This window comes from Amycolatopsis orientalis, assembly GCF_000943515.2.
Taxonomy (GTDB): domain Bacteria; phylum Actinomycetota; class Actinomycetes; order Mycobacteriales; family Pseudonocardiaceae; genus Amycolatopsis; species Amycolatopsis orientalis.
This window is the reverse complement of sequence record NZ_CP016174.1, coordinates 1,376,590-1,393,515: the sequence shown is the minus strand read 5'-3', so window position 1 is coordinate 1,393,515 and position 16,926 is coordinate 1,376,590. Positions and strand designations below refer to the sequence as shown.

Annotated in this window: 19 protein-coding genes; 10 read left to right on the top strand and 9 right to left on the bottom strand. The window is 69.3% G+C overall.

The features are described from left to right. Positions 1-61 precede the first annotated feature (61 nt). On the bottom strand, positions 62-1,585 hold the full coding sequence (locus SD37_RS06740) for a sensor histidine kinase (RefSeq protein WP_044852316.1): 1,524 nt from the start codon (positions 1,583-1,585) through the stop codon (positions 62-64). Between the two features lie 106 nt (positions 1,586-1,691). Between SD37_RS06740 and SD37_RS44265 the strand changes: the two genes are divergently transcribed. Further along, on the top strand, positions 1,692-1,766 hold the full coding sequence (locus SD37_RS44265; RefSeq protein ID WP_098515123.1) for a 50S ribosomal protein bL37: 75 nt from the start codon (positions 1,692-1,694) through the stop codon (positions 1,764-1,766). 66 nt (positions 1,767-1,832) lie between these two features. On the opposite strand, the gene rsrA is transcribed toward SD37_RS44265, so the two are convergent. Continuing rightward, positions 1,833-2,156 carry a mycothiol system anti-sigma-R factor gene (gene rsrA, locus SD37_RS06735; RefSeq protein WP_037306616.1) on the bottom strand — a complete coding sequence of 108 codons (324 nt, stop codon included), beginning with the start codon at positions 2,154-2,156 and terminating at the stop codon, positions 1,833-1,835. After that, complete coding sequence (locus SD37_RS06730; RefSeq protein ID WP_037306842.1) at positions 2,153-2,791, bottom strand: sigma-70 family RNA polymerase sigma factor; 639 nt, start codon at positions 2,789-2,791, stop codon at positions 2,153-2,155. Before SD37_RS06730 ends, rsrA begins: the two co-directional genes overlap by 4 nt. Before the next feature lie 191 nt (positions 2,792-2,982). On the opposite strand from SD37_RS06730, the gene ybaK reads away from it, so the two are divergent. Beyond that, positions 2,983-3,459: a Cys-tRNA(Pro) deacylase gene (gene ybaK / locus SD37_RS06725; RefSeq protein WP_044852314.1), complete on the top strand. Its 477-nt coding sequence runs from the start codon at positions 2,983-2,985 to the stop codon at positions 3,457-3,459. Between the two features lie 106 nt (positions 3,460-3,565). After that, positions 3,566-4,129, top strand: coding sequence for a hypothetical protein (locus SD37_RS06720; RefSeq protein ID WP_044852313.1), 564 nt, complete (start codon positions 3,566-3,568; stop codon positions 4,127-4,129). On the opposite strand, the gene SD37_RS06715 is transcribed toward SD37_RS06720, so the two are convergent. Further along, complete coding sequence (locus SD37_RS06715) at positions 4,079-4,687, bottom strand: alpha/beta hydrolase family protein (RefSeq protein ID WP_037306612.1); 609 nt, start codon at positions 4,685-4,687, stop codon at positions 4,079-4,081. The genes SD37_RS06720 and SD37_RS06715 overlap by 51 nt on opposite strands. Beyond that, a complete protein-coding gene (locus SD37_RS06710; RefSeq protein WP_044852312.1) occupies positions 4,684-5,442 on the bottom strand; it encodes an SOS response-associated peptidase in 759 nt (252 codons plus the stop codon). Before SD37_RS06710 ends, SD37_RS06715 begins: the two co-directional genes overlap by 4 nt. Positions 5,443-5,543: 101 nt before the next feature. Here SD37_RS06710 and rsgA point away from each other — a divergent pair, with 101 nt between their 5' ends. The 5 genes from rsgA to SD37_RS06685 all read left to right on the top strand — a co-directional run bounded on the left by rsgA (position 5,544) and on the right by SD37_RS06685 (position 10,067). Beyond that, positions 5,544-6,554: a ribosome small subunit-dependent GTPase A gene (gene rsgA, locus SD37_RS06705; protein ID WP_044852311.1), complete on the top strand. Its 1,011-nt coding sequence runs from the start codon at positions 5,544-5,546 to the stop codon at positions 6,552-6,554. 60 nt (positions 6,555-6,614) lie between these two features. Continuing rightward, the gene (locus tag SD37_RS06700; RefSeq protein ID WP_044852310.1) at positions 6,615-7,508 is read left to right on the top strand and encodes an SCO4651 family lipoprotein; all 894 of its coding nucleotides are present in this window, start codon (positions 6,615-6,617) and stop codon (positions 7,506-7,508) included. Beyond that, positions 7,505-8,383 (top strand): SCO4651 family lipoprotein, encoded by an 879-nt coding sequence (locus SD37_RS06695; protein ID WP_044852309.1) that lies wholly within the window; start codon positions 7,505-7,507, stop codon positions 8,381-8,383. The genes SD37_RS06700 and SD37_RS06695 overlap by 4 nt, the downstream gene beginning before the upstream one ends. Before the next feature lie 133 nt (positions 8,384-8,516). Then, on the top strand, positions 8,517-9,200 hold the full coding sequence (locus SD37_RS06690) for an SCO4651 family lipoprotein (RefSeq protein ID WP_044852308.1): 684 nt from the start codon (positions 8,517-8,519) through the stop codon (positions 9,198-9,200). A gap of 72 nt (positions 9,201-9,272) precedes the next feature. Further along, on the top strand, positions 9,273-10,067 hold the full coding sequence (locus SD37_RS06685) for an SCO4651 family lipoprotein (protein ID WP_044852307.1): 795 nt from the start codon (positions 9,273-9,275) through the stop codon (positions 10,065-10,067). Between the two features lie 94 nt (positions 10,068-10,161). Here SD37_RS06685 and SD37_RS06680 read toward each other — a convergent pair whose 3' ends face one another. Together SD37_RS06680 and SD37_RS06675 are read right to left on the bottom strand one after the other, a co-directional pair. Continuing rightward, on the bottom strand, positions 10,162-10,653 hold the full coding sequence (locus tag SD37_RS06680) for a DUF6912 family protein (protein WP_145926538.1): 492 nt from the start codon (positions 10,651-10,653) through the stop codon (positions 10,162-10,164). Continuing rightward, the gene (locus SD37_RS06675; RefSeq protein WP_044852306.1) at positions 10,650-12,056 is read right to left on the bottom strand and encodes a WS/DGAT/MGAT family O-acyltransferase; all 1,407 of its coding nucleotides are present in this window, start codon (positions 12,054-12,056) and stop codon (positions 10,650-10,652) included. Before SD37_RS06675 ends, SD37_RS06680 begins: the two co-directional genes overlap by 4 nt. Before the next feature lie 34 nt (positions 12,057-12,090). Here SD37_RS06675 and SD37_RS06670 point away from each other — a divergent pair, with 34 nt between their 5' ends. After that, positions 12,091-12,888 carry a TrmH family RNA methyltransferase gene (locus SD37_RS06670; protein WP_044852305.1) on the top strand — a complete coding sequence of 266 codons (798 nt, stop codon included), beginning with the start codon at positions 12,091-12,093 and terminating at the stop codon, positions 12,886-12,888. Here SD37_RS06670 and SD37_RS06665 read toward each other — a convergent pair. After that, entirely contained in the window at positions 12,863-13,252 is a 390-nt protein-coding gene (locus SD37_RS06665; RefSeq protein ID WP_044852785.1) for an HAD family hydrolase, read from the bottom strand. The two genes, SD37_RS06670 and SD37_RS06665, sit on opposite strands and share 26 nt — an antisense overlap. A 127-nt stretch (positions 13,253-13,379) precedes the next feature. On the opposite strand from SD37_RS06665, the gene SD37_RS06660 reads away from it, so the two are divergent. Next, complete coding sequence (locus tag SD37_RS06660) at positions 13,380-13,895, top strand: Rv3235 family protein (protein WP_052674997.1); 516 nt, start codon at positions 13,380-13,382, stop codon at positions 13,893-13,895. A gap of 57 nt (positions 13,896-13,952) precedes the next feature. Here SD37_RS06660 and secA read toward each other — a convergent pair whose 3' ends face one another. Continuing rightward, positions 13,953-16,781 carry a preprotein translocase subunit SecA gene (secA, locus tag SD37_RS06655; RefSeq protein WP_044852304.1) on the bottom strand — a complete coding sequence of 943 codons (2,829 nt, stop codon included), beginning with the start codon at positions 16,779-16,781 and terminating at the stop codon, positions 13,953-13,955. Positions 16,782-16,926: the final 145 nt, after the last annotated feature.

The following is a 16,926-nucleotide window of genomic DNA, read 5'->3' as shown; positions in this document are numbered from 1 at the left end:
ACGTGTCCGGGTGGGACAGTCCACTGAGGATGATCAAAGAGGACTGTCCACTACGGCCGGTTCAGAGCCTGCGCGAAAGCGGGATCCGCAAGGCCGCCTCGGTGCCCACCCGGCGGCCGCCCGATTCCTCGGATTCCCCGCGCAATCCGCGCAGGGACAGCGAACCGCGCAGTTCCGACTCCACCAGCGTCCGCACGATCTGCAGTCCGAGACCGTCGCTGCGTTCGAGGGAAAACCCCGAAGGCAGTCCGCGCCCGTTGTCCCGGATGACGACGTCGAGCCAGCGGGCCGACCGTTCCACCACGAGTTCGACCTTGCCGGGCCGTCCGCCGGGGAACGCGTGCTCGATGGCGTTCTGGACGAGTTCGGCCAGCACCATCACCAAGGGCGTCGCGATCTCGGCGACGACGACGCCGAACGAACCGGTGCGTGAAAGCCCCACCTGGGATTCGGCCGTCGCGACCTCGCCGACCATCGGCAGGACGTTGTCGAGCAGTTTGTCGAGATCGACCCGCTCGTCCACGGAGATGGACAGCGCCTCGTGCACCATCGCGATCGACGAGACCCGGCGCACGGACTCGCCGAGCGCCAGCCGCGCCTCCTCGCTGGAGGTCCGGCGCGATTGGAGCCGCAGCAGCGCGGCCACGGTCTGCAGGTTGTTCTTCACCCGGTGGTGGATCTCGCGGATGGTCGCGTCCTTCGACAGGAGCGCGCGGTCGCGGCGCTTCACCTCGGTGACGTCGCGCACCAGCACCAGCGCGCCGGCGGCCTGCCCGGCCGGGCGCAGCGGCAGCGCACGGAACAGCACGACGGCGCCGCGGCGTGAATCCGCCTCCGTACGGCTGCTGGGCTTGCCGTCGAGCGCCTCGATGATCCGGTGCGAGACCTCGGTGGCGTCGAAGGGGTCGCGGATGAGCGACCTGGTCAACGGCGCCAGCCGCTGCCCGACGAGGTCGGATTCGTGCCCCATCCGGTGATAGGCCGACAACCCGTTCGGGCTGGCGAAGACCACGGTGCCGGTCGGGTCGAGGCGGATCAGGCCGTCGCCGACCCGCGGGCTCGTGTGCGTGTCCGTCTGGTTCCCCGGACTGGGGAAGGTGCCGTCGACGATCATCTGGCACAGGTCGCCCGCACTGCCGAGGTAGGCGATTTCGAGCGGGCTCGGCACCCGGGAGGCCGCCAGGTTGGTCTCGCGGCTGAGGACGGCGATCACCGTGCCGCCGAACACCACCGGGATGGCCTCGCGGCGCATCGGCAGGTCGCGGTACCAGTGCGGATCCTCTTCACGGCAGATCCGCACCTCGCGGCTCGCCTTGGCCAGCTGCGGATGCTCGTCCACGGTGAACCGGGAGCCGACGACGTCCTCCGGATGGGCCGTGGGCGCCGTCGTCGGGCGTGCGTGCGCGACACAGACGTAGTCGCCGCCGTCGGGCTGGAGTTCTTCGGAGACGGCGACCCAGAGTAGGAAGTCGGCGAAGGAAAGGTCGGCCAGCAGCTGCCATTCGGCGACCACGGTCTGGAGATGATCCGCGGCTTCGCCGGACAGACCGGTGTTCTCGGCGAGCAGATCGGAAAGGGTGGACACGTCCCCATCCAAGCAGGGTGAGGGCCGCATGACACACTGAAGAGGTTGACCCTGGCCCCGTGGTGTCGTATCACCCCGCGAGGGCCACTTGGACAAGGAGTGGAACATGTCGAAGCGCGCCCGCAAGCGTCGCGACCGTAAGAAGAACGGCGCGAACCACGGCAAGAAGCCCAACGCCTGATCATCGATCAGACGGCGAAGGCCCCCGCACCGATCCGGTACGGGGGCCTTCGCGTGTCCGAAGCGCTTATTCGAAGGTCTGCTCGATCTTGAGCTCGGTGCGCTCGATGGTGATCGCGCCCTTGCTCTGCACGGTCTGGCGGATCGAGGCCCGCAGCCGGGACTTCAGGTCGTCCGGCGCGTGGTCACCGCCGCACTTCCTGGCGAGCAGCTGCTTGATGTGCTCGTCGATGCCGTATTCCTCGAGGCACGGCGGGCAGTCCTCGATGTGCTTGCGCAGGGCCGCGTCGCGCTCGGCACTGCACTCCTTGTCGAGCAGCAGGTAGATGTCGGCGAGGGCTTCCTCGCATTTGACCTTGTCGTCCGCGCCGCTGCAGTAGTCGTCGGTCATCGCCCCGCCACCTCCTGCTGTTTGCCGGCGCGGATGAAGCCCCGCTCACGGGCGACGTCGGCGAGCAGGTCACGGAGCTGGGCGCGGCCGCGGTGCAGCCGGGACATCACGGTGCCGATGGGCGTGTCCATGATCTCGGCGATCTCCTTGTACGCGAAACCTTCGACATCGGCGAGGTAGACCGCGAGGCGGAACTCCTCTGGCAGCTTCTGCAGCGCTTCCTTGACGTCGGCGTCGGGCAGGTTGTCCATCGCCTCGACCTCGGCCGAGCGCAGCCCGCTGGAGGTGTGGCTCTCCGCCTTGGCGATCTGCCAGTCGGTGATCTCCTCGGTGGGCTGCTGCACCGGCTGGCGCTGACGCTTGCGATAGCCGTTGATGTAGGTGTTCGTGAGGATGCGGTACATCCACGCTTTGAGGTTCGTACCCGCCTTGAAGGAGGCGAAGGCCGCGTACGCCTTCAGGTACGTCTCCTGGACGAGATCCTCGGCGTCGGCGGGATTCCGGGTCATCCGCATGGCGGCCGAGTACAACTGATCGAGCAGGGGCATCGCGTCCCGCTCGAAGCGCTCGGCCCGCGCGGCCACCTCTTCGGCGTCCGTGCCCGTTTCCGGCGCGGGATTCTGCGTGCTCGGCAAACCGTTCCCTTCCCGATCGGCGTCGATGCGCTTGTGCGCATGAGACGTCGCCGAGTTTACGCGCGGGCGGATCACCTGGCCGCCCGGCGTGCGCGGGATCAGGATTCGGGGAGCTTCGAGTGTGGTGGACACGTGCCTTTCAACAGTGCGGCCCGGCCGGGCATTCCCGGGCACGCTCGTAGACTCCGCCCATGGCAGGCAAGGGAACCCCGGCGACGGCGCTGCTGGCGAAGCAGAAGGTGCCGCATGTGCTGCACGCTTACGAGCACGATCCGCGAGCCGAGTCGTACGGCCTCGAAGCGGTCGAGGCGCTGGGGCTGGATCCCGCGCGGGTGTTCAAGACACTGGTCGCCGAGGTCGACGGGAAACTGACCGTCGGCGTGGTCCCGGTCACCGGTCAGCTGGATCTGAAGGCGCTGGCGGCGGCCGCGGGCGGGAAGAAGGCGAAGATGGCCGACCCCGCGGCCGCGCAGCGCGCGACGGGGTACGTGCTCGGCGGGATCTCCCCGCTCGGGCACCGGAGCCGGCTCCCGGTGGTGATCGACGCCTCGGCGGAGAAGTTCGAGACCGTGCACTGCTCGGCCGGGCGCCGCGGCCTGGAGGTCGAACTCGCGCCCGCCGACCTGGTGCGGCTCACCGGTGCCGTGCTGGCCCCGATCGCCGCCTGATCTCCCCCTCGCGAGGGAGGGAGGTCGGTCCGCGGCGGGAAGATCACCAGGCCGGACTCGGGAATCGTCATCGGCAAGCGAACGACGACTCCTGGGGAGCCACGAAATGACCGACACCGTGCCCGGCGTACCGAAGTGGGCGAACCTCGCCGCACACGCGACGCTGCTGGCAACCCTGCCGTCCGGGTTGTGGCGGATCGCGATGGGGCTGGGCATCCCGGTCGGGTTCACCGCGCAAGGACTGGTGGAGTTCGGCATCCCCGGCTGGGGCACGGCCTACGTCTTCGGGCTGAGCATCCTCGCCGAGGCGCTCGCGTTCCTCACCCTCGGTCTCGTCCGGCCGTGGGGCGAGGTGTGGCCACGGTGGATCCCGGGATTGCGCGGCCGCCCGATCCCGCCGCTCGCGGCGATCCTCCCGGCCGCGGCGGGGGCGACCGCCCTGACCGCGCTGGGGGTCCAGGGGCTGTTCGGCTGGGCCGAGGCCGGTTCCTCGATGGCGCCGGGGAGCTGGGAGACCTCGCCGGTCTACGGCGTCGTCATGGCCGCCTGCTACGCCCCGCTCCTGCTCTGGGGTCCGCTGCTGGCTGCCGTCACCGTGCACTACGCCCGGCGACGGCTCTCAGGTGAGCGGCCGCAGCACTCGCTCGAGCCACTCGGCGGCCGCGCGTGACACGCCTTCGAGGTCGGCGCTGAGGTTGTGGTCGCCCTTGAGCACCACGATCTCGTGATGCGGGCCGCCTTTGGGCAGGCCGAAGGGGTCGCGTTCCCCCTGGACCACCAGGGTCGGGACCTCGACGGCGTCTAGTTCGGCCTGCCGGGTCTTCTCCGGCTTCCCCGGCGGATGCTCGGGGAAGGCCAGGCAGAGCACCGCCACCGCCTGGCCCGCCGCGGCCGTCCGGCAGGCGACTCGGGCGCCGGAGGACCGGCCGCCGAACACGATCGGGAGATCGTCGAACCGCGCGGAGATCTCGTCGGCCACGGTGAGCCACGCGGTGTCGAGCTGTGTGGCCGGAGCGGGCGCGCGGCGGCCCGCGACCCGGTACGGCTGCTCGACGAGCGCGACGTGCACCCCGGCCGCCTGCGCCGCCCGCGTGACCGCGACCAGGTCCTTCGCGCCGATGCCGCCGCCCGCGCCGTGGCCGAGCATCAGCACGGCGATGCCCTCCTCGGCGCAATGCAGCTCGGCCCGCGCGGGGCCGTAAGCGGTGTCGATCTCCAGCTTCGTCATGGGCTCGGCAGCTCGAAGAGCGCGCTGTCGCCGGCGGGTTCGACGCGCTCCAGCAGCTCCGGGCCGTTGTTGCGGACGTTGTTGACCAGGCTGGACACCGGCCGCAGCTCGATCGTGTCGACCAGCTCCACCGGGGGCGGGACGAGCAGGTCGGTGACGTCGGGCAGGTCGGGGTCGAGCCAGGTGTCCCACTTCTCGCGCGGCATCAGCAGCGGCATGCGGTGGTGGATGTCGGTGAGCCTGCCGACCGAGTCGGTGGTGATCACCGAGAAGGTGATCAGCGGGTCGGCGTCCTTGTCGTCCTTCGGCCGCCAGCTTTCCCAGATGCCGGCGAAGGCGAGCGAAGCGTCGTCGGGGCCTGTCATGAAGAAGGGCTGCTTCTCCTTGCCGTCACGGCGCCACTCGTACCAGCCGTCGGCCGGGACGAGGCAGCGCCGGGCGGACACCGCCTTCTTGAAGGACGGCTTCTCCTTCGCGGTCTCGGCGCGCGTGTTGATCATCTTCGAGCCGATTCCCGGGTCCTTCGCCCAGAACGGGACCAGGCCCCACCGCATCATCCGCAGCGACCGGACGGCCGGTTCGTCTTCGAGCACCGCGCCGTCGGCGTCCCGCGGATGCCGCTGCACCACGGTGACGACGTCCTTGGTCGGCGCCACGTTGTGATCGGTCCGGATCCGGCCTTCGGTCAGGTCAACCGCGGCGAACTCGTCGATCAGCGCGGCGGGGTCCTTCGTGGCGGCATAGCGCCCGCACATGCGAAAACCTCCTCGTCGAAGAGCCATCGTTACACGCTCGCCGGACGTTGGCGAGCGGCATGGGATCATTCTTCCGCGGTGTTCGAAGAGCAGGAGGCGGTTTGTCGGGCAAGGACTGGCGCAGACTGGACGAATCCGATGTGCGGATCCGTCCCGGCAAGGGCACCAGACCGCGCAGCAAACGCCGTCCCGAGCACGCCGACGCCTCCACCGCGATGGTCATCGGGAAGGACCGGGGGCGCTGGACCTGCGCCATCGACGCGGATCCGAACCGGGTCGTCACCGCGATGCGGGCCCGCGAGATGGGCCGGGTCTCGGTCGTCGTCGGCGACACGGTCGGCATCGTCGGCGACGTGAGCGGCAAACCGGACACCCTCGCCCGCATCATCCGGGTGGACGAACGCTCCAGCGTGCTCCGCCGGACGGCGGACGACACCGACCCCTTCGAGCGGGTGGTCGTCGCCAACGCCGCGCAGCTGCTGATCGTGACCGCGCTGGCCGATCCCCCGCCGCGCACCGGGTTCATCGACCGCTGTCTCGTCGCCTGCTACGCGGGCGGACTCGACCCGATCCTGTGCCTGACGAAGGCCGACCTCGCCAGCCCGGACGAACTCCTCGCCGGGTACGCGGGCCTCGACATCCCGGCCGTGGTCACCCGGCACGACGAGCATCCGGACGAGCTGACCGAGCGGCTCAAGGGCCGGGTCACCGCGCTGGTCGGGCATTCCGGGGTCGGGAAGTCCACTTTGGTCAACCGGCTGGTGCCGGACGCCGGACTGGCGACCGGTGTGGTCAGCGCGGTCGGCAAGGGCAGGCACACGTCCGTCGCCGCGGTCGCGCTCGCCCTGCCCGGCGGGGGCTGGGTGGTCGACACCCCCGGCGTCCGCTCGTTCGGGCTGGCGCACGTGACCGCCGACGACATCGTGCTCGCGTTCGAGGAATTCGCCGAGGCCGCCGAGGAGTGCCCCTCCGGCTGCGGTCACCTCGGGCCGCCGTCGGATCCGGACTGCGCCCTCGACGACGTGGTCACGGAGGGTCACGCTAGCTCGGAGCGACTGGTCTCTCTGCGCCGCCTTTTGGGCTCCCGAGCAGGTCACGAAGACGATCGGTAACTAATTTCGGCGAGCCGCGATAACCCGTTCGGATTAGATCAACTTTTCTGAGGGGTCCTTTTGAAGCGCGTAACCATCCTCGCCGCCATCACGACGGCCGCCGCACTGGTGCTGTCCGCTTGCGGCGGCGAGACGCAGCCCGGCGCGGCTGCCCCCGCTTCTTCCGAAGCGAAGAGCTCACTGTCGTCGCCGCTCGGCGACTCGATCCAGCTCGCGGCGCTGACCCGCGAGAGCACCAAGAAGGCCAAATCGTCGAAGATGACGATGGAGATCGTCGCGGGCGCCGAGAAGAGCACCGCGTCCGGACAGGGCCTGTACGACGGCGAAAACAGCAAGCTCGCGATGATCATGGACAGCGACGGCAAGAAGCTCGACATGCTGTTCGTCGACAACGCGCTGTACTTCAAGCTCGACGCCGAGGACAAGGCCGAGCTGAAGACCGACAAGGCGTACGTGAAGATCTCGCCCGAGGGCAAGGATCCGATCTCGCAGCTGCTCGGCAAGATGATGTCGAAGGCCGTCAAGGACAGTGACCCGGCCCGTACCCTCGAGCAGATCTCGAAGGCGGGCAAGATCACGAAGTCGGACCAGGTCGAGCTGAACGGTGAGCTGACCAACCACTACGTCATCGACGTCGACGCCCGGAAGGCCCTCGCCCTCGTCATGGGCGAGATCGGCATCCCGGTGCCCGCCGAAACCCTCAAGCAGCTCGACGCGAAGCTCGAGGGCAAGAACGTCGCCATCCTCACCGAACTGTGGCTCAACGCCGACCAGCTGCCGGTGCAGGTCATCTCGGACCAGACCGCGTTCGTGAAGGCCATGGGCGCCCCCGGCGACGGTGTCGCCAAGACCACGGTCAAGTACACCGACTGGGGTGGCCCGGTCACCGTCGCCGCCCCGCCCGCGGACCAGGTCGGCGACATGGCGGAGATCATGAAAAAGGGCGGCCGGTGACGGGCACCACGGTCAAACTCGTCGCGGCGGCCGCGGCACTGAGCCTCCTGCTCACCGGCTGCGGCACCCGCCCGGACGCCCAGGTGGAGAACAAGGGCGGCGAGCTCGCGCTGGCCACCCCGTTCACCGACGCGCTCGGCCTCGTCGAAGCCGCGAAGCAGGGGACGCGCAAGTCCAAGTCCTCCAAGGCGACCATCGACGCCGTACAAGGAGACTCCAAGGTCACGGGCACTTTGCTGGCGTACTACGACGGTGTCGCCACGAAGGTCGACGCGAACCTGACCGCCGACGGCGAATCCGGCATCCTGCGCCTGGTCGACCAGACCCTGTTCGTCAAGCTCCCCCCGGCCGAGAAGGCCGAGCTCAAGACGGACAAGAACTGGGGGAAGATCGACCTGAACAGCGAGGACCCCAGGACGAAGGCCATGGGGAAGGCCATGCTGAAGTCGTTCGAGATGGGCGACCCGGCGAAGCTGCTGGAACTGGTCGAAAAGACCGGCAGCATCATCAGGTCGGAGCAGACCCAGCTGACCGGCGTCCCGGTGAACCACTACTTCGTGGAATTCGACGCCAAGAAGCAGTTCGACCTGTTCCTCGGTGACGAAATCCCCGCCGACCAGCGGGCGAAGATCGAGAAGCGGTTCGAAGGCAAGGATCTGCGGATCCCGGCGGAGCTGTGGCTCAACGCCGAGCAGCTGCCGCTGAAGATCACCATGGACATGACCTCGTTCATGAAGTCGATGGGCGGTCGCGAGACCGGCGAGGCCAAGTCGACCTACCTCTACAGCGACTGGGGCACGCCGGTGGACGTCACCGCGCCGCCCGCCGCCGAAGTCGGCGACTACCTCGAAATGGCGAAGAAGGCAGGCCGCTAAAACCAGGCCTCGCGCGTGAAGGCCCCCTTCCCTCGGTCACGGTTTCGAATGACCAGCCGAGGGAAGGGGGCCTTCACGTTCCGCGGTTCACTGGCTACGGTAGTGGTACAGACCATTCACCCGAGGGAGTCCTATGCGTGCCACCGGATTCGCCGCCGTCTGTACCGCTCTCCTGCTGCTGGGCGGCTGTTCCTCCGACCAGGAACCGGCGGCGCCCCCGGCGGCCGCCGACGCGGCGCAGCTGGCCTCGGCGGCCGGTGCGGGCACGCAGAAGGCCCGGTCGTCCAAGATCGCGCTGGAGACCACCGCCGAGGACGGCCGCAAGGTCGTGGTGACCAGTTCCGGGCTCTACGAAGGGCCGAACAGCAAGTTCTCCATGGTCGCCGAGGTCGCGGGCGAGAAACGGGACCTGATCTTCGCCGACGGCGTCCTCTACTACCACCTGTCCGACGCCCAGGTCCAGGAACTGAAGACCGGCAAGGAATGGGTCAAGATCACCGCCGGTGGCAAGGACGCGATCTCCGCGGCCAACGGCGAGCTGATGACGCAGGTCGTCGAGACGATGGATCCGACGCGCACGATCGACCGGATCTCGAAGTCCGGCAAGGTCGTCAAGTCCGACCAGGCCGACGTGAACGGCACGGTCACCACGCATTACGCCCTCGACCTCGGCGGGGCGCCCGCCGAAATGTGGCTCGACGGCGAACAACGCCCGGTACAGGTCAAACTCGGCAAGGCCACGGTCAAGTACGACAGCTGGGCCTCGGACGTGGTGATCATCGCGCCGCCGCCCGAGGCGATCGCCGACAGCCGCTGAGCCATTCCCCCGATCGGGGGGCGAGCCGCGGCTGTGTTTCGCTTGGGTACCCGCTCTTGAAAGCAGGTCCTCATGCGGAAAACGGCACTGCCAGCCGTCGTGCTCGCCCTCGGCGCGCTGCTCGGCGCGTGCGACGGCGAAACCGTCTCGTTCGCCGACGCCCGCGCGCTCGCCGACGGGACCACGTCCGCCATCGACGGCAAGGCCGCGAAGTTCGCCACCGACGTCACGGCGGGCGCGATGCGCTCGAAGAGCCAAGGGCAGGCCCGGGTCGCGCGAGCGGGTACCGCGCTGACCATGACCACGGACTTCCTCGGCGAACCGCTCGAACTGAGGCTGATCGACAAGGTCGTCTTCGCGAAGGTCCCCGAGAGTGCCCGCGAGGACGTTCCCGGCGGCAAGCCGTGGGTCAAGGTGTCCGCCGACGGCGCGGACCCGTTCTCCCAGGTCGCCGGCGGCAGCATCGACCAGCTGGCGAAGCAGAACGACCCCGGCCGCGCCCTCGACCAGATCCGGCGGGCGGGGACGCTCGTCGAGTCCGGGCACGCCGAACTCGACGGCGTGTCCGCCGAGCACTACCGGCTCGATCTCGACGTGGCCGCGCTGGGCGGCGACCTGCCTGCCGGGCTGTCGGCGGAGGCCGTCGGGGAGCTGGGCGGCAAGCTCGGGAAGCTCCCCATGGAACTCTGGCTCGACGGCGCGCATCAGCCGCTGCGGGTGGTGCTCGATCTCGCGCCGGTCCTCGCCGCGTCGGGCGTACCGGACAGCGCGCAGGCCAGGATCACCACGCGCTACACCGACTGGGGGACGCAGGCCGAGATCCAGGCGCCGCCGCCGGACCAGATCGGGGAAATCCCGGCGGGCTGACCCTGTCACGTTCCGTCCAGCTCGCGTTTCGTCCTCTGGATGCGTTCCTTGCGCGCGCAATTACCGCGTCCAGAGGACGAAACGCGGGCGTGGGTTACAGGAGTTCCAGGAGGAAAGGGAGTTCTTGGGGCGCGTACCAGGCGAGTTCGTGGTCTTCGGCGTCGCCGAGGGTGAACTCCGCGTCCGGGTCGCCGAGGTCGGCCTGGTCGATCACCGCGGCGGCGGCCCGCACGGACTCCGCGGCCTCGGCCGCGTCGACGTGGATCGCGGCGACGTCGGACATCTTCACCGGTCCGGACAGCCGGACGACGGCGGCGTCGAGATCCGGGCGCAGCGTGACGTCGTCGATGTCGGCCGAGATCACCACCCGCCGCGGCTCCGGCTTCTCCTCGGCCGCGATCAGCCGGAGCGACGCCCTCGCCGCGTCGAGCAGCGCGGCGTACTCGAGTTCTTCGTCGGATCCGCTCGCGTAGGACTCCCGCAGCGCCGGCGTCAGCGCGAACCCGGTGCCACTGCGCGCCCGGAGCTCACCGGCGGTCTCGAGATCACGGAGCATCGCGATCGTCCCGGGAAGATAGACCCTCACCAGTGCGCACCCTTCAGTTCTTCCAACGATTCCTCGATCATCCCGGCGAGCAGGTCCACATCGGACACGGCCTTGCGATCGCCGTTCAGTCCGAAGTAGACACCGCCGTGATAGGAGGTGACCCCGATCGCCAGCGCCTGATTGCGCACCAGCGGCATGACCGGGTACATCTCCACCATCTTCGCCTGTCCCGCGTAGAGCGGCACCTGCGGGCCCGGCGAATTCGTGATCAGCACGTTGAAGATGCGGCCCGACATCGACCCGGCGGCCCGCGCACCCAGCGAATGCAGTGTCGCGGGCGCGAAACCGCCGACCGTCAGCAGGCCGCGCGCGGCGACCGAGCGGCCCGAGTCGAGGTGATCCGCCATCGCGTGGCCGATGTGCTGCAGCCGCAGGACCGCGTTCGGCTCACCGACCGGCAGATCGACCAGATAGGCGTCGACCTGGTTTCCCACCAGCGCGGGCGTCGAGTACTCGGCCGTCTCGGCGTCGCGGACGGCCATCGGCACCAGTGCGCGGACCGTGGTCGTCGCGGTGAGGCTCGACCCACGGGAGAGCAGCCATTCCCGCAGCGCGCCGGTGATCGCGGCCAGCACGACGTCGTTGACCGTGCCGCCGTGCGCGGCGCGGACCTTGCGGTAGTCCTCCAGCCGCGTGCGGACCACGGCGAACATCCGGCCGCCGGAGGTGCGGACGTTGAGCGGCCCGGACGGCGCCGGATGCACCATGGTCTTCAGCGCCGACGCGACATCGCCGACCGTCTCGGACACCTTGCCTGCCATCGCGGCGGCGTCGTGGGTGATGGACCGGACGTTCTCGACCAGCTCCGTCGGCCGCTGCACCGTCTCGGCGACCGCGTCGAGGATCAGCTGTGTACGGCTCGGTTCGCGGCGCGGATGCCAGGTGTCGTCGAACGGTTCCGGCTCCTGCGGGGTGGCGTCGAGGATCAGCTGCCCGATCTCGATCGTGCCGAGCCCGTCCACAACGGACTGATGCGTCTTGGTCACCAGCGCGATGCGGTCCCCCGCGAGGCCCTCGACGAAGTACGCCTCCCACAGCGGCCTTCCGGGGTCGAGCCGCCTCGACATCAGCCGCGCCACGAGATCGAACAGCTGCCCGTCGGAGCCCGGTTGCGGCAGCGCGGACCGGCGGACGTGGTAGTTGAGGTCGAAGTCGACGTCGTCGACCCACACCGGCCGGGCGAGGTGCCCCGGCACCTCCAGCACCCGCTGGCGGTAGCGCGGCAGGAACGACAGGCGCTGCCCGATGAGGTCCAGCAGCTGCTCGTAGGTGAAGCCGTCGCGCGGCCGTTCGAAGATCGCCACGCCACCGACGTGCATCGGGGTCGAGTGGTCTTCCACGTACAGGAACGAGGCGTCCAGCGCGGAGAGGCGGTCGGGCATGAGCCGATCCTTACACAGTGGGACACTCGCCGGTGTGGGTGATGACTCGGTGATCTCGCCGAAGGACCGGTTCCTGACGGTGTACGGCCGGAAACCGGTGCTGGAGGCATTGGACGACGCGGCGCTCGAGGTGGACAAGGTGATTCTCGCCGACACCGTGCGCGGGCCGAACGCCGCCGAGATCCAGCGCGCCGCCAAGGCCGCCGGGGTGCCGGTGCAGCGGGCGAGCGCGCACCGCGTCAAGGTGCTGGCCGGCAACGGCAAGCAGGACCAGGGCGTACTCGCCGACGTCGTCGCGCCGCGGATGCGGTCGCTGCACGCGGCCCTGTCCGAGAGCAGGCCGCCTTCCCGGGTACTGCTGCTCGACGGGATCACCACCCCGGCGAACGTCGGGATGATCCTGCGCACGGCGACCGCCGCCGGGCTGGAGGGTGTCGTCGTGCCGCGGCGCGGGGTCGCCGCCCTCGACCCGATGGTGGTCAAGGCCTCGGCCGGGGTCGCGTTCCGCGCGCCGGTGCTGCGGTGCGGCAGCGCGCGCGAGGCCGCCGAAATGCTCACCGAGGCCGGGTACGGGATCTACGCGCTGGGCGCTTCGGCCCGCGATTCGGTGTTCGACGTCGAACTGCCGCAGCGCGCGGCGTTCGTGCTGGGCGGGGAAACGAACGGCGTCGGCGCCGAGGTCGGCGAACTCGTGACGGAATGGGTGTCGATCCCGATGCCGGGCGAGGTCGAGTCGCTGAACGTCTCGGCCGCCGCCGCGGTGCTGTCCTTCGAGCTGGTGCGCCGCGCTAGGGCTTCAGGAACCGCTAGGGCTTCGGGAACAGGGCGCTGAGCTCGGTCAAGGTCTCCTCGACCGACGTGTGGTGCACCCCCGCCATCCCGGCGGCCACCGCCGCGCGGACGTTGTGCGAAGCGTCGTCGACGAACGCGCACCTTTCGGCGGGCAGGTCGAGCAGCCCCGCGGTGAGCAGGTAGACCTCACGCTCGGGTTTCGCGACGCCGACCTCGCCGGAGAAGACGAGCGCGTCGAAGAACGGGTCCAGCGTGCGCTTGGCCTCGTCCGACGCCCCGGGGGCGTTGGAAAGCAAGGCCGTCTTGATGCCGCGTTCCCTGGCCGCCAGCAGGAAGGCGTACAGCTCGTCCGCGCCGGCGTCTGTCAGCACCCCGACGTAGTCGATGACCAGCCCTTTCAGCATCGGCTCACGGTACACAAGCGATCACCACCCGGTTCATCCTCTCGGGCGGTTCCTGTCGCCACCTCGCCCACCGCCGGGCCCTGAGTTGCTGGGCGTGGCCGAGGGGGCCGCGGAGGGGGACGACCTGATGACTTCGTACACATTGAGACGGCTGAAACCGTGTGAACCGGCCTACCGGACCACGAACCGCCCGGACGGGCCGACGCACCGGGCGCCGACGCCGGACAACCAGCTCGTCCTGGACCTGCGGCTCCCCGGCAAGGAGTTCGCCGAGATACCCCGTACCGAACCCGGGCCGGACACGCTGGACGGGCGGCAGGTGGGCAGGCTGCTGACCACCATCCTCGAAGCCTGCGACGGGCGCCGTCCGGCGGCCCAGATCGAGCCGATCCTCGACCCCGCCCTCCACCCCGTGCTGATCGCCCGCAGCCGTCAGCGTCCGCCGGGCGGCTACCGGCCGAAGTCGATCCACCTGTGCCATCCGGCGGACGGCGTCATCGAGGCCTGCGCGACCGTCGAGCAGAACGGCCGCTGCCTCGCGCTGGCCGCGCGATTCGAGCGGACCCCGGCGGGCTGGGTGTGCACCCGCTTCCACCTGCTGAAGCCGCCGCGACGCGTCTCCGCGCTCCGGCTGGCGGCATGAGAAAGGGGCCTTCACCGCGCCGGTCGCGTGCGGTGAAGGCCCCTTTCCCTGTCTGTCTTAGCGGCGCGGGCCCTTCTTGCCCTTCTTCTGGGAGGCGCGCTGCGCGGCACGGCGCTCCCGGCGGGTCCCGCTCTGGTCGCCGCCGTCGCTGCCGGCACTGTCCGAATGCGACTCGACGCCGCCGTCCTCGGACGGGCCCGACATGGTCAGCCCGGATCGCGAACCACCGCCGAGTCCCTTGCCGCGCAAGGCGGACGGCACGGATTCGGTGTCGGTCGCCGGACCCTGCGGAGGCGTCGGACGGGCGTGGCGCCCGTCGCCGTTGGCCTGACCGTTCCCGGAGGCGACCCCGGCGGGCAGCGCCGCCGCGGACTCCGGCGCCGGGGCGGCGGGCTCGGCCTGCTCGACCTGGAGGTTGAACAGGAAGCCGACGGCCTCCTCCTTCAGCGACTCCAGCATCGCGCGGAACATGTCGTAGCCCTCGCGCTGGTACTCGATGACCGGGTCGCGCTGCGCCAGGGCCCGCATGCCGATGCCCTCCTTGAGATAGTCCATCTCGTAGAGGTGCTCACGCCACTTGCGGTCGAGCACGGTGAGCATGACCTGGCGCTCCAGGCTGCGCATCGCGCCTTCGCCGACCTTGGCGTCGATCTCGGCCTCACGCTCGTCGTACGCGCGGTGAGCGTCCTTGAGCAGCGCCTCGCGCAGCCCGTCGGCGTCCAGGTCGTCGTCCGCGGTGAGCTCTTCCCAGGTGACCTTGACCGGGTACAGCGTCTTGAGCGCCGTCCACAGCTTCTCGTGGTCCCAGTCCTCGGCGTAACCCGAGGAGGTCTCCTCGGTGACGTACGCGTTGATGACGTCGACCAGCATGTGCTCGATCTGCTCGCGCAGATCCTCGCCCTCGAGGACGCGCAGACGCTCGGCGTAGATCACCTTGCGCTGCTCGTTCATCACCTCGTCGTACTTGAGGACGTTCTTGCGGATCTCCATGTTCTGCTGCTCGACCTGCGTCTGCGCGCTCTTGATCGCCTTGGAGACCATCTTGTGCTCGATCGGCACGTCGTCCGGCAGCCGCATGGTGGTCATGACCCGCTCGACCATCGTCGCGTTGAACCGGCGCATGAGCTCGTCACCGAGCGACAGGTAGAACCGGGACTCGCCCGGGTCGCCCTGACGACCGGAACGACCGCGGAGCTGGTTGTCGATCCGGCGGGACTCGTGCCGCTCGGTGCCGAGCACGTACAGCCCGCCCGCCGCGCGGACCTCCTCGGCCTCGGCCTTGGTCTCCGCCTGGATCTCTTCGAGCACCTTCGGCCAGGCGGCCTCGTACTCCTCGGAGTGCTCGACCGGGTCGAGGCCGCGCTGGCGCAGCACCTCGTCGGCGATCAGGTCCGGGTTGCCACCGAGCACGATGTCGGTACCGCGGCCCGCCATGTTGGTGGCGACCGTGACCGCGCCCTTGCGCCCCGCCCTGGCGACGATCAGCGCCTCCCGGTCGTGGTGCTTGGCGTTGAGGACCTCGTGCGGGACCCCCAGCTTGAGCAGCAGCTTCGACAGGTGCTCGGACTTCTCGACACTCGTGGTGCCGACCAGCACCGGCTGGCCCTTCTCGTGCCGCTCGGCGATGTCCTCGGCGACGGCCTCGAACTTGGCCTGCTCGGTCTTGTAGATCAGGTCGGCCTGGTCGGCGCGGATCATCGGCTTGTTGGTCGGGATCGGCACCACACCCAGCTTGTAGGTCTGGTGGAACTCGGCCGCCTCGGTCTCGGCGGTACCGGTCATCCCCGACAGCTTGTCGTAGAGCCGGAAGTAGTTCTGCAGCGTGATCGTGGCGAGCGTCTGGTTCTCGGCCTTGATCTCGACGCCTTCCTTGGCCTCGATCGCCTGGTGCATGCCCTCGTTGTAGCGGCGGCCGTGCAGGATGCGGCCGGTGAACTCGTCGACGATCAGGACCTCGCCGTCGCGGACGATGTAGTCCTTGTCGCGCTTGTAGAGCTCCTTGACCTTCAGCGCGTTGTTCAGGTAGCCGACCAGCGGCGTGTTCGCGGCCTCGTAGAGGTTCTCGATACCGAGCTGGTCCTCGACGAAGGCGACACCCTTCTCGGTGACACCGACGGTGCGCTTGCGGATGTCCACCTCGTAGTGGACGTCCGGCTTCATCAGCGGGGTCATCCGCGCGAACTCGATGTACCAGCGCGAGGACTGGTCCGCCGGGCCGGAGATGATCAGCGGCGTCCGGGCCTCGTCGATGAGGATGGAGTCCACCTCGTCGACGATCGCGAAGTTGTGGCCGCGCTGGACGCAGTCTTCGAGGCTCCACGCCATGTTGTCGCGGAGGTAGTCGAAGCCGAACTCGTTGTTCGTGCCGTGCGTGATGTCGGCGGCGTACTGCTGGCGGCGGACCTCCGGCGTCTGGTCGGCCAGGATGACCCCGACCTCGAGACCGAGGAAACGGTGGATCCGGCCCATCCATTCGGCGTCACGTTTGGCGAGGTAGTCGTTCACCGTGATGACGTGCACGCCCTTGCCGGAGATGGCGTTCAGGTACGCGGGGAGGACCTGGGTCAGGGTCTTGCCCTCACCGGTCTTCATCTCGGAGACCTGGCCGAGGTGCAGCGCGGCACCGCCCATCAGCTGGACGTCGTAGGGCCGCTGGCCGAGCACGCGCCAGGCCGCCTCCCTCGCCACCGCGAACGCCTCCGGCAGGAGGTCGTCGAGTGACTCGCCGTCCGCGTGCCGCTTACGGAACTCGTCGGTCTTCGCCCGCAGCGCCGTGTCCGAAAGTTCCTTGACGTCGTCTTCGAGGGTGTTGATGTGATCGGCGATGTTGCGCAGCCGCTTCACCATCTTGCCCTCGCCCGCGCGGAGCAGGCGGTTCAGCACCATCCGGTCGACCTCACTAGCTGAATTGTGATCGCACCCGAGCCGATCCCGGGCAGTCTCGTATGCGGCGGCGCCGGGTTACGCACCGCCATCCGACCCCCATCGTAGGGAACACCTCGGTGTTCGCGCACGCACCGTCGGTCGGTAC